We start from the raw sequence: 11,977 nt of genomic DNA on the forward strand, positions 1-11,977 counted from the left end.
AAAAGTCCACTGGATGTCACATTGAGTGCCATCGAGCCGCGAGATCCCCCGGCCACTCAGGTTGACCGGTTGTGATTGGACCCAAGGCGATCTGTGTTTCGGCGCCCACATGTCCAGACAGTCGTCGGTTCGGTGTCGTATCGATGGTTCGGTCCTTAGCGTGGTCGCTGTGCAAGGACGTCGGTTCTCGGATCGACGTGAATGGTCGCGACGGCGCACCGCAGGGGGGTGTGCCGTCGTTCGATCTCGGCGGGCGGTGTTCGCCACTGTCTCGAATCGATCGGCGATTCGGGCATCTCGAATCTCGAAGGAGTCCCGCAGATGACGCGCGTTCTCGATCATGAAGAGCTGTTGAGGGAACTCGACGGCACGTTGGAAGCCAATTTGAATCGTCATCTGTCGATGGCGAAGGAATGGCATCCGCATGATTACGTTCCGTGGGATCTGGGTCGTAATTTCGCAGCGATGGGTGGGCAGGACTGGTCGCTCGAGCAGTCGTCGCTGTCGGAACTGGCGCGCACGGCGATGATCACCAATTTGCTCACCGAGGACAATCTGCCGTCGTATCACCGGGGGCTGGCAGACAATTTTTCGTTGGACGGTGCCTGGGGGACGTGGGTGGGGCGCTGGACTGCGGAGGAGAATCGTCACGGCATCGTCATGCGCGATTATCTGGTGGTGACTCGTGCGGTGGATCCCGTCGAGTTGGAGCGGGCTCGAATGGACCACATGACGGTTGGTGTCGATGCGCCGATGGACGGTGCCAATTTCCTGCATTCGGTGGCGTATGTGACGTTCCAGGAGTTGGCGACACGGGTGTCGCATCGAAACACGGGACTGGCGTGCGGGGATCCGGTGGCGGATCGAATGTTGGCTCGTGTCGCTGCCGACGAGAACCTGCACATGATCTTCTATCGGAACCTCGGTGAGGCGTCGCTGGATCTGGTGCCCGATCAGATGGTCCGCGCCATCACCGATGTCGCGACCGACTTTCAGATGCCCGGCCTGAACATGCCCAATTTTCGCAAGAACGCGATGACCTTGGCCAAGCACGGGATCTACGATCTCCGGCAGCATCTGGACGAGGTGTTGATGCCTGTTCTGCGCAAGTGGAAGATCTTCGAGCGCAACGATTTCACGGGTGAGGGCGAGCGGGATCGCGATCGACTGGCAGCGTTCGTCGAGGACTTGGCCGAGAAGGCAACCAAGTTCGAGGAGTCCCGTGATCGACTACTTGCCAGGGAGGCAGCGCGCGCCGAGAAGGCGTCCTGACCTGCTGCGCTTTCGCTGGCCAGAGTCGTGATCGGGTCTCGGAGGTGTTAGAGTCCGGGCATCGTTGGGTCATGTGAGGCGATGGCCGTAGTGCGTGGGGAGGGCCGATGGTGCCTGGGGGGTATCGGGTGAGTGGTGGTGTTCTCTTCGGTGAACGCTGCCTCCGATCGGCCGAATCATGGTCCTGCACGGTGGGAATCGACCGGTGAGCAGGCCTAGGTTCGACGAGTCCGGCCGCATGCTCGCCGTATTCGCTGCGGTCACGACGGTTCTCTACGCTGCCAGCGCGATTGCGTCGTGGTCGAATCTGACCGGTGCCCAGCAGGTTCTGGCCGCGTTGGCTCTGTTGCTGGGTCCGATGGCGATCGTGGTGTTGGCAAGGGCGGGTGTGCCGAGCCCGAAACAGGCGGTGGGGTTCGCGACTGCGTTGTCGGTGATGGCACTCGCCTGTGCGTTGGGCAGTAGCGACACCATGCCTGCGTTCTTGATCTGCGTGCAGGCGGCCATGTTCCTCGGTATGCACATAGGCGCGTTCTGGTCAGAACGTAGCGCAGGCATTTGGGTTGCCGTGCTTGCTGTTTCGGCGGTCATCGGAGCGGCGATCGCGCCGTACGGAACTCCGTTCATCAGTTACATCCTCGTCGCGCTCGGCATCGTCGGTGCGACGGAGGTCTTCGGTGTCTTCGCGCGTCGGATGCGGTATTCCGCGACGCACGACGCGTTGACCGGTCTGCTCAACAGGTTCGGGTTCGAGTCCAAGATCGAGAAGATGTTGCCGGCGTGTGCGGCTCGCGGATTGTCGGTCAGCCTCGCAGTGCTCGATCTGGACAATTTCAAGGAGATCAACGACGAGTACGGCCATATTGCCGGTGACGTCCTGCTCACTCGGGTCTCGAAGGCCTGGAAGGGTCAGCTGACCAAACGTGACGTTTTGGGTCGGCTCGGTGGAGACGAGTTCGTGCTGTTCATGCCGGGGGTTCTCGAGAAGGAGGCCTGGCAGATCATCGAGCGTCTGCGTCGGGCTCACCGCGCGGAGTGGAGCGTCGGATTGGCCTGCATGCCCGCGGGTCGCCGATGGGGTGAGATCTATCGGGCAGCCGACGCCGATCTGTACCGGGCAAAGCGAAGCAGGCCGCCGAGGACCAGTCGGCCGTCCGATCCCGACGCCGGTTACAGCGGACCCATTCGCAGAATTGCGCAGTAGCGCTCACTCGACGCATCGTTGATCCCCAGATTTGATCCACAGGCTGGGGATAGATTTCCCGACGCGGTGCTTTTCTCGCGTTGACTCGTCGGAAACGACGATGCTGCGGGGGATACGCGATGGTCACTCTGAACGAATTCAGATCTTGGGACAGCCGCGTGCTGGTAGCGGCGTCCGACAGCCTGATGCACCGGTGGCGGGAGGTGGCCGCCGTGCACGACTCGGTTACCGACGACATCGTGGGAGACGGGTGGGCCGGTCCCGCGGCCGAGGCCGCGCGGGAGGCGATGAGACGTATCCGGTCGGATCTGGCAGACGCCGCAGCCGAGTTGCTTCGGATAGCGACATGCACCGCGGATGCCTCGATCGACATGGCCGGCTTGGTCGCTGCGCTTCGCTCGGTGGAGCGGACGGCGGCGGACGAGCGATTCGCGGTCGCATCCGACGGCTCGGTGTTCGACCTTGCAGCGTCGTATTCGGTTGCGCTGGTGGACTTGTGGTCGACGATGCGCGAGCGACGGCGGTGCCGTGAGGAGCTCGCCGAACGAATCGCACAGCTGATTCGTACGGCCACGGATTTCGACGACGTCCTTGCCCGACGCCTCGTCGGGGGAACCTCCGCAGCCTCCGTTGCGACGGAAGTTGCGGCTTGGGTGCCGCGCGACGGCACACCGGCGGCCAATGCTGCTTTCTGGAGCGCACTCTCGACTGCGGCACGCACCAGGTTGCTGGTCGAACAGCCGGCGCTGATCGGCAATCTCGACGGCCTGCCGGGTCGGGTGCGGGACAGCGCAAATCGGCGGGTGTTGGCCGCAGAGCGTATCCGCCTTCGCGCCGTCGAAGTCGAACTACAGGAAGAGTTGTCCGACAACGTGTTCGGCGGCATTTTCAGCGACGCCGATGCCGGGCTCGAACAAACGCGCACTCGGTTGGCAGCACTCGATGCGATCGACGCGACGCTGGCGCTGGGGGCTCGGCAGCTCCTGGTCCTCGACAATTCCTCGTACGAGGAGACGATGGCGGCCGTCGCGGTGGGAGATGTCGACACGGCGACCCATGTCGCCGTCTTCGTGCCCGGTCTCGGCTCTACCGTGCACGGAAACCTTGCCCGCTACGACGGCGACATGGAGAACATCAAAAACACTGTGCAGCAGCTTGTTTCCCATGATCCGGCGCAGTCTGCGGCTGCGGTGACCTGGCTGGACTACCAGGCACCTCAGCTCGGTTGGAGCCTGCTCGATCCGGACCGGACCGTTGCCTCGGGTGCGGCTGCGCAGGCAGGAGCGGATCGGTTGATCCCGTTCCTGAACGGTCTCGACGCCGCACGGGCGAGCGATCCGCATCTGTCGGTGTTGGCCCACTCGTACGGATCGCTCACCGCGGCAACTGCTCTTCGAGACGACACCGGGGTCGACGATTTCGTGGCTCTCGGTTCACCGGGACTCGGCACACACAGCCTCGCCGATCTCCAGCTTCCCCTCGGACACGTCTTCGCGGCGGAGGCCACGGGCGACATCGTCGCCGACCTGGGTGCATTCGGCCGCGATCCAGGGGCGCTGGACGGAATCACTCTGCTGTCCACGGAGCAAACCGACAGTGCCGGCCGCTCGATCGGGCACAGCGACTATCTCACCGAGGGCTCCGCCAGCGGCCACAACACGGCACTGGTCGTCGCCGACCGCAGCGCAGAGGCCGTGATCAGAACCAGGCCGGGGCTGCTCGACCTACTGCAGAAGGTGCTGTACCTATGACGACGTGTCGTCGTAGTCGGCCAGGCTCGGCGGAACATCGGCAGGCGGCGGTACCTCGTTGCGACGGCGACCGAGGAAGAACACGACACCTCCCACGACGGCAGCAACGGCACCGAACACCAGAACTCGCCGGGTTCGGCGTGATCCCGAGTCGACCGTGACGAGCTCTCGGGTGCGATTCGCTTCGGCGATACGCTCCGCGGTCACTGCCCGGCGCTGCGCAGCCTGCTTTCGCGCCAGTCCGTAACCCTGTTTGGCCAGCAGCAGGCCGACTCCGGCCGGGCCCTTGCTCGCGGCGGATGCGGCGCCGAGCAGGGCGGACGCTGCGGTACCTGTGGTCGACCGAACCCGGTCGGGCTTCGTTGTGCTCGTCATACCCTCACTGTTCCACAACACGGCCCCGCTGAACCCTCCCGATACACCCGACTCGATGCCCGTTGTGAACTGCCCGATCACCCGAGATGGCACGATGGAGGGCGTGACTTCACCAAACAAGACCCAAACGGCCACGCTGCACACCAACCGCGGCGACATCGTCATCGAACTGTTCGGCAATCACGCCCCCAAGACCGTCGCGAACTTCGTCGGTCTCGCGGACGGATCCAAGGAGTACACGACTCAGAACGCGTCGGGTGCCAAGAGCGGACCGTTCTACGACGGCGCGGTCTTCCACCGCGTCATCGACGGTTTCATGATCCAGGGCGGCGACCCCACCGGCACCGGTGCAGGCGGACCGGGCTACAAGTTCGAGGACGAGTTCCACCCGGAGCTCTCCTTCGATCGCCCGTACCTGCTGGCCATGGCAAATGCCGGCCCCGGCACCAACGGCTCGCAGTTCTTCATCACCACCGGCAAGACCCCGCACCTCAACCGCAAGCACTCCATCTTCGGTGAGGTCACCGACGAGGCGTCGAAGAAGGTCGTCGACGCGATCTCGAGCACGCCGGTCGGCCGCGGAGATCGCCCGGTGGACGAGGTCGTCATCAACAACGTCACCATCGCTTGATCTGACCGAAGGACTTTCGACGAGATGACGAACCCCGGCTGGGGTGGCGCGTACGGCGACCAGCCCAACCCACCCCAGTCGGTGTGCGTCCGACATCCCGATCGCCCCACCGGCCTGGCCTGCTCTCGCTGCGGCAGGCCGGCGTGCCCGCAGTGTCTGCAGGCCGCCGCCGTCGGACAGCATTGTGTCGACTGCGTGCGAGAAGGCAACAAGAACGTCCGCACTGCGCAGACCGTCGCCGGTGCACCCGTGGCACGATCCGCCAAGACTCCGTTGACCTACGCCCTGATCGCCGTCAACGTGATCGTCTATGCCATCACGGTGGCGCAGTCCGGCGATCCGATGAACAACACTTCCGGATCCGAACTCGCCCGCGGTTGGGCTCTCAACAGCCTGCTCGTCGCCGACGGCGACGTGTTCCGGCTGATCGGCAGCGGCTTCGTTCACTACGGGCCGATACACCTGCTCGTGAACATGTTCGCGCTTTACATCATCGGCCGTGACGTCGAACTCGTGCTCGGTCGAACCCGCTACCTGGTCGTCTACTTCCTCTCCTTGCTCGGAGGAAGCGCGTCGGTGATGCTGCTGGAGAACCCACTGACGCTCACCGTCGGCGCGTCCGGTGCAGTCTTCGGCCTACTGGGCGCACAGGCCGTGATCCTGCTGCGGCTCAAGCGAAGCCCAGCACCCATCCTCGTCATCATCGCGGTGAACATCTTCATCAGCATCTCTATCCCCAGCATCTCGCTGTGGGGACACATGGGCGGACTCGTCGCCGGAGCCGCCGCCACCGCCGGTCTGGTGTTCTTGTCCAACCGAACCCGAGACACGGGACAACAACGAACCAGGGCCGGCCTGTCCATGGCATGGCTCTCGGTCATCGCCGTCGCTCTGGTGTCCCTGGGCATCATCGCGATCCGCGTTCTCGACCTGCGCGCCCAGATGGGCCTCTAGCTAGTCCACTTGATGTGACATTGACCCCCCAAAAGTCCACTGAATGTCACATTGAGTGACCACGGGGGCCGGACGATCAGGTGTTGCGAGGCACCAAGCCGTGGGTTTCGAGTGCGTCGTATACGTCTCGAGGGTCGGTTCCGAGGTCCCATCTGCCGAAGATGATGAGTCGATCGTCGTCTTCGCCGGGTGGGCGGATGTCGAGTTCGAGCATCGGTACGCGTCGGCCCAGGCGTGGGTATTTCACGATTTTGACGCGCACGATGTCGTTGCGGGTGTACGTGCGTAGGCCGCCGAGGCGTTTCATCACCAGTGTTCCGTCGTGGGTGATCGCCAGTCGGGGGCGTTGTGCGGCGGCGAGTGCGGCGATGATCCACATTCCGACGGCGGCGAGTCCGACGAGGAATGTTCCGGCTGCGTCGGTGGAGGAGAGTGCGGCTCCGATTCCGAGGGCGATTCCGCCTGCGACCAGGGCTGCGACGGCGATGAGGGGCGTCGCCCATCGCTGTTCGTACACACCCTGTGGATCGTTTTCAGAGTTATCCACAGGGTTTATCCACATTGGGGATGAATGACATCGATGTAACTCGGTCGGCTCTCAGCGCCACCGCATGGTCATGACGAGTCCGACGACCATGAAGCCGAAGCCGATCAGGAAGTTGTAGGCACCGAGGTTTCCGATGAAGGCGATGTCCTCGGAAGCCAGGTAGTAGACGATCAGCCACAGCAGCCCGACCAGCATGAATCCCAGCATCAGCACCACGTACCAGACCGGTGACGGCCCGGCGTTGACCTTGACCGGCGTACGGTTCGCCGGGTTGATCGTGTAGTCGTTCTTCTTCCGTACCTTCGACTTCGGCATTGCTTCCTCTTCGCGTTCGTGACGGCCCGCGGCACTGCGGCCGTACCTGTGGACAACTGACGATCGGAACCTGTGGATCGACGGGTGCCGCGCATCCCCAGGCTATTGTCGCCTGGAGGACCGTGACGGTCACCGACCCGGTTGCTGTACACGCTAACGCAGGTGAGCCCAGCACCGACCCACCGGACAAATTGCGAGCACCCGTGACACGACGATCGACTGCCCCCGCCAACACTCGTTGGTGGGTGCTCGCCGTCGCGGTGTGCGCTGTCGTCGGTCTGCTGCTCGGTACCACCAGGCATGTCTCCGACGGCACTGAGTTGCGCGGCGGGGATACCACCAGACTGGCCGACCTCGTCGATGCAGCTCAGAGCAGCAGCGTGGAGGCCGAGCGCAGCAGGGACACGCTCGAGCAGCAAGTCGACACCATTCAGCAGCGAACCGCGTCCGTCGACACCGACGTCGCCGACGCTCTGGCCCGAATCGACTCCCTGGCCGATGCGGCGGGCCGCGAGGCCGCGTCGGGTGCCGGACTGACTGTGACGATGGCGGACGCTCCCCGTGGACCGGACGGCTCGTATGCGTCCGATGCATCCGTCGACGATCTGGTGGTTCATCAGGTCGATGTTCAGAGCGTGCTCAACGCGTTGTGGGCCGGTGGAGCGTCGGCGATCGCGATGCAGGATCAACGGCTGGTGGCCTCGTCGGCTCCGCGCTGCATCGGGAACACCCTTCTTCTCGGCGGACGTACGTACAGTCCGCCGTACGTGATGACGGCGATCGGGGATTCGGATCGGCTGCGCGCGGCGTTGAAGAACGAGCCGGGTGTGCGGTTGTACGAGCAGTACGCGCTGAGATACGGCCTCCGCTACGACGTCGCGGTGTCCGAGGACCTCTCGGTGCCCGCGTACTCCGACTCGGTGCGCATGCGGTACGCACAGCCTCGCTGAGTACGCTGTCCACATGCGTATTCTCGTCGTCGACAACTACGACAGCTTCGTCTTCAACCTCGTCCAGTACCTGGGTCAGTTGAATGCCGATGTCGAGGTCTGGCGCAACGACGACGAGCGCCTCACCGACCGCGATGCCGTCGCGGCCCGGTTCGACGGCATTCTGCTCAGCCCGGGACCGGGCACGCCGCAGCGCGCAGGTGCCACGATGGATCTGGTCTCGGCCAGCGCCCGCACGAAGACGCCCCTGCTCGGGGTCTGTCTGGGCCACCAGGCGATCGGCGCAGCCTTCGGTGCCACCGTCGAGAAGGCCCCGGAACTGCTGCACGGTAAGACGAGTCTGGTGCACCATTCGGGCGTCGGAGTTCTCGAGGGCATGAACGAGCCCTTCACCGCCACTCGCTACCACTCACTGACCGTCCGGGAGGACACCATCCCGGCCGAACTCGAGATCATCGGGCGCACCGAATCCGGTCTGGTCATGGCGATGAGGCACACCGAGCTACCGATTCACGGCGTCCAGTTCCACCCAGAGTCCATCCTCACCGAGGGCGGACACCGCATGCTGGCGAACTGGCTGACCGTCTGCGGGATGCCCACCGACCCCGGTCTCGTCGCCAAGCTCGAAGCTCAGGTCGCCGAGGCGTTCGCCTGAGCTCGACCCGAGGTGTCTAGCCGGTCGGAATACCCAGCGCCCCGATACTCACGGTGATGGTGTCGGACTTGCTGATCTCCGAGCCTGCCGGCTGAGTCTGGTTCACGATGCGGCCGACCATCAGTGGGTCGAGCGTCGATTGCCTCGACGTCGACAGGTCCGACGCGGTTCCGGTCCATCCTGCCGATTCCAGTGCTGTCAGAGCCTGAGCTTCGGTGAGTCCGGCCAGGTCCGGCATCGGGATCTTGTCTCCGTTCGACACGCGCAATGTCACGACCGTGTTCTCGGCGACGTTGGCACCACCGGCGGGGTCCGTCGAGACGACCTGTCCCACCGGCTGACTGGAGTCGATGTTCTCTATCTGGACGCGGAGACCGGCACCCGCCACGTTCGGCTGCGCAACGTCGACGAGCTGGCCGACGACGTTGGGCATCCGTACCTGCGCCGGGCCGGAGCCGAGCGTGATGCGAACCTGCGAGTCGGCGTTCATGCTCACGCCCGAGGACGGGTTCTGTTCGACGACCCTGTCGAGGTTCTCCGGCGTGGACGGTGCCCGGGCGACGGTGGGATCGAGTTGAAGGCCCACCTCGTTCAAGGCGTCCGACGCCTCCTGTTGCGTTCTTCCGGTCAGTCGCGGCACCTGCACCTGCTGGGGGCCCGAGGAGACGTCGAGCTGGATGTCCCCGGGTGATTCGGTCTGTGATCCCGCGGCGGGGTTGGTGCCGATCGCGGAACCCTCGGGAACCGACGCATCCGGCCTCTCCTGCACGGTGACGCGCAGGCCGACATTCTCGAGTTCCCGCTGGGCCTCGTCTGCGACGAGGCCGGCGACGGACGGCACGGTGACGGACGTGGGCTCAGCTCCGGGACCGAGGGACCACAGGAATGCTCCGACGATCGCGACGACGATGATCGACGCCGCGGAGATCAGCGCGATCTTCAGGCCCCGACGGCTCCTGGGTTCGTTGTCGGGTTCGGTGTGCTTCGACGGGCGGGGTGTGCCGGCGGCTGCAGCTGCCGGCTTGTCCTTGCCGGAGAAGTCCGCCTGCCGTGAATCGACCGATCCGAGAATCGTGGTGCGGTCCTCGTCGTTCATGACCATCGGGGCGCTCGGACGTTGACCGCCGAGCACCCGGACCAGGTCGGTGCGCATCTCGGCGGCACTCTGGTAGCGGTTGGCGGGATTCTTGGCCATCGCCTTGAGGATGATCGAGTCGAGTTCACGCGGCACCGTGTCGTTGACCAGCGACGGCAGCTGAGGATCCTCGCGCACGTGCTGATAGGCGACCGCGACCGGGGAATCACCTTTGAACGGGGGCTCGCCGGTGAGGATCTCGAACAGCACACAGCCGAGCGAGTAGACGTCCGATCGAGCGTCGACCTGTTCGCCGCGAGCCTGCTCGGGCGACAGGTACTGCGCGGTTCCGATGACGGCGGCCGTCTGAGTCATCGGCGACGAGGAATCGGCGATGGCGCGGGCGATACCGAAGTCCATCACCTTCACCGCGCCCGCGTTGTTGATCATGATGTTCGCGGGTTTGACGTCGCGGTGCACGATGCCGTTGCGGTGGCTGAAATCGAGTGCAGCACAGACGTCGGCGATGACCTCCATGGCTCGACGCGGCGCCATGGGTCCTTCGGCGCGCACGATGTCGCGGAGGGTGTCGCCGTCGACGTATTCCATGACGATGAACGGGAGCGGACCGGCTTCGGTCTCGGCTTCACCCGTGTCGTACACGGCGACGATGGCCGGGTGGTTCAGTGCGGCCGCGTTCTGGGCTTCGCGTCGGAACCGCAGGTAGAACGTGGGGTCGCGAGCAAGATCGGCGCGCAGAACCTTGATGGCGACGTCGCGGTCCAGCCGAGTGTCACGTGCCAGATGAACCTCGGACATGCCGCCGAATCCGAGTATCTCGCCCAGCTCGTAGCGAGAGGAGAGCGTACGGGGAGTCGTCATCGTTGTCCTTGTGGATCTTGCTGGAATGGAATCTCGATCAGCGGACGTCTGGTCGTCGTCTCGGTGGGCTCCGCCGAGGTGGTCGTGGTTTCCTCGGTGGTCGTCGGCTCCTCCGTGGTGGTCGTCGTCGTGGTCGTCGTTGTTTCTTCGGTGGTGGTGGTCTCTTCGGTGGTCGTCGTGGGTTCGGTCGTCGTGGTCGTGGTGGTGGTCGGCTGCGTGGTGGTCGTGGTCGGCGGCACGAACGGCGTCGGCGTGTCGTCCCTGCCCCCGGTCAACAGCACGTAACCGCCGATGAGGATGGCCAGCAGCAGCAGTCCGGCACCGCCCCAGGCGAGGGCCTTCTGCGCCGACGACATTCCGGTGGACTCGGGTACGGCGGCCGCAGCCGTTCCGGTGGCCGGTCCGCGGTACTCGCGCTGCGACGTCGGCATCATCTGGGTGCTCGACGGCGGCTGCGGGCTGGGCACGACGCCCGGCATCATGACCCTGCCGGTGCCCGAACCGCGGGAGTTTCCGGGCGCAGGCGGGCGACGGCCGGCTCGGACTGCGGCGACGGCGTCGGCGAATTCGCCACCGTTGGCGTAGCGCGCGGCCGGGTCCTTCACCATCGTGATCTCGATGAGTTCGCGTACGGCGGGAGGCAGGTCGACTGGCATGGGGGCCGGCGTCTCGCGCACGTGCTTCATGGCCACGGTCAGCGCACCGTCGCCCACGAAGGGCCGCGTGCCCGCGAGTACTTCGTATCCGACGACTCCGAGCGAGTAGACGTCGGAAGCCGAGGTTGCCTCCTCGCCGAGTGCCTGCTCGGGGGCGATGTACTGCGCTGTGCCCATGACCATTCCGGTCTTGGTCACCGGGGACGCGTCGACGGCTTTGGCGATGCCGAAGTCGGTGATCTTGACCTGGCCGGTGGGGGTGATCAGGATGTTGCCCGGCTTGACGTCGCGGTGGACGACGCCTGCGGTGTGCGCGATCTGCAGCGAACGGCCGGTCTGCTCGAGCATGTCGAGGGCATGGCCGAGCGGCAACCGGGACATGCGACCCAGCACGGCGTTGAGCGGCTCACCGTTGACCAGTTCCATCACCAGGTAGGCCAGTGATTCGCCCGCGCCGTCGCGGGTCTCGCCGTAGTCGTAGACGCCGGCGATTCCGGGATAGTTCAGCTGCGCTGTGGTGCGTGCCTCGAACCTGAAGCGCTGCAGGAATTCCGGGTCCTCGGAGAACTCGGCCTTGAGTACCTTGACCGCGACACGGCGATCGAGGCGGTTGTCCATCGCTTCCCACACCTGCCCCATACCGCCGGTGGCGATGAGGCGCAGAAGTCGATAGCGCTGCGCGATGACAGCTCCGTTGCTCAGTGGCACTT

The 11,977-nt window shown here is 64.9% G+C and carries 12 protein-coding genes; 7 read left to right on the forward strand and 5 right to left on the reverse strand.

Translation table 11 applies throughout. The features are described 5' to 3' along the window. The first annotated feature begins 321 nt into the window (after nt 1–321). From AB0362_RS22555 to AB0362_RS22565, 3 genes are all read left to right on the forward strand, one after another. Nucleotides 322–1,272, forward strand: a complete 951-nt coding sequence (locus AB0362_RS22555) for an acyl-ACP desaturase (RefSeq protein ID WP_317809103.1) — start codon at nt 322–324, stop codon at nt 1,270–1,272. A gap of 205 nt (nt 1,273–1,477) precedes the next feature. Next, a complete protein-coding gene (locus AB0362_RS22560) occupies nt 1,478–2,476 on the forward strand; it encodes a GGDEF domain-containing protein (protein WP_269596386.1) in 999 nt (332 codons plus the stop codon). 119 nt (nt 2,477–2,595) lie between these two features. Continuing rightward, entirely contained in the window at nt 2,596–4,227 is a 1,632-nt protein-coding gene (locus tag AB0362_RS22565) for an alpha/beta hydrolase (RefSeq protein WP_317809104.1), read from the forward strand. On the opposite strand, the gene AB0362_RS22570 is transcribed toward AB0362_RS22565, so the two are convergent. Then, nucleotides 4,222–4,602, reverse strand: a complete 381-nt coding sequence (locus AB0362_RS22570) for a hypothetical protein (protein WP_269596384.1) — start codon at nt 4,600–4,602, stop codon at nt 4,222–4,224. The two genes, AB0362_RS22565 and AB0362_RS22570, sit on opposite strands and share 6 nt — an antisense overlap. A gap of 94 nt (nt 4,603–4,696) precedes the next feature. On the opposite strand from AB0362_RS22570, the gene AB0362_RS22575 reads away from it, so the two are divergent. Next, nucleotides 4,697–5,233: a peptidylprolyl isomerase gene (locus AB0362_RS22575; protein WP_149408198.1), complete on the forward strand. Its 537-nt coding sequence runs from the start codon at nt 4,697–4,699 to the stop codon at nt 5,231–5,233. A 24-nt stretch (nt 5,234–5,257) separates the two neighbouring features. Beyond that, nucleotides 5,258–6,187 (forward strand): rhomboid family intramembrane serine protease, encoded by a 930-nt coding sequence (locus tag AB0362_RS22580; RefSeq protein ID WP_317809105.1) that lies wholly within the window; start codon nt 5,258–5,260, stop codon nt 6,185–6,187. 76 nt (nt 6,188–6,263) lie between these two features. Here the strand turns inward: AB0362_RS22580 and AB0362_RS22585 are convergent, their stop codons facing one another. Then, the gene (locus AB0362_RS22585) at nt 6,264–6,749 is read right to left on the reverse strand and encodes a PH domain-containing protein (protein WP_094638415.1); all 486 of its coding nucleotides are present in this window, start codon (nt 6,747–6,749) and stop codon (nt 6,264–6,266) included. A gap of 36 nt (nt 6,750–6,785) precedes the next feature. Continuing rightward, a complete protein-coding gene (gene crgA, locus AB0362_RS22590) occupies nt 6,786–7,049 on the reverse strand; it encodes a cell division protein CrgA (protein WP_032396997.1) in 264 nt (87 codons plus the stop codon). A 203-nt stretch (nt 7,050–7,252) separates the two neighbouring features. On the opposite strand from crgA, the gene AB0362_RS22595 reads away from it, so the two are divergent. Further along, the gene (locus AB0362_RS22595; protein WP_317809106.1) at nt 7,253–7,999 is read left to right on the forward strand and encodes a DUF881 domain-containing protein; all 747 of its coding nucleotides are present in this window, start codon (nt 7,253–7,255) and stop codon (nt 7,997–7,999) included. A 13-nt stretch (nt 8,000–8,012) separates the two neighbouring features. Continuing rightward, nucleotides 8,013–8,654 carry an aminodeoxychorismate/anthranilate synthase component II gene (locus AB0362_RS22600; RefSeq protein ID WP_068045567.1) on the forward strand — a complete coding sequence of 214 codons (642 nt, stop codon included), beginning with the start codon at nt 8,013–8,015 and terminating at the stop codon, nt 8,652–8,654. A 16-nt stretch (nt 8,655–8,670) separates the two neighbouring features. On the opposite strand, the gene pknB is transcribed toward AB0362_RS22600, so the two are convergent. Next, a complete protein-coding gene (gene pknB, locus AB0362_RS22605; RefSeq protein ID WP_317532985.1) occupies nt 8,671–10,611 on the reverse strand; it encodes a Stk1 family PASTA domain-containing Ser/Thr kinase in 1,941 nt (646 codons plus the stop codon). After that, nucleotides 10,608–11,975 (reverse strand): serine/threonine-protein kinase, encoded by a 1,368-nt coding sequence (locus tag AB0362_RS22610; RefSeq protein WP_317809107.1) that lies wholly within the window; start codon nt 11,973–11,975, stop codon nt 10,608–10,610. Before AB0362_RS22610 ends, pknB begins: the two co-directional genes overlap by 4 nt. Between the last annotated feature and the right edge of the window lie 2 nt (nt 11,976–11,977).

Source organism: Rhodococcus sp. NPDC079359 (assembly GCF_040702585.1).
Lineage (GTDB): Bacteria > Actinomycetota > Actinomycetes > Mycobacteriales > Mycobacteriaceae > Rhodococcoides.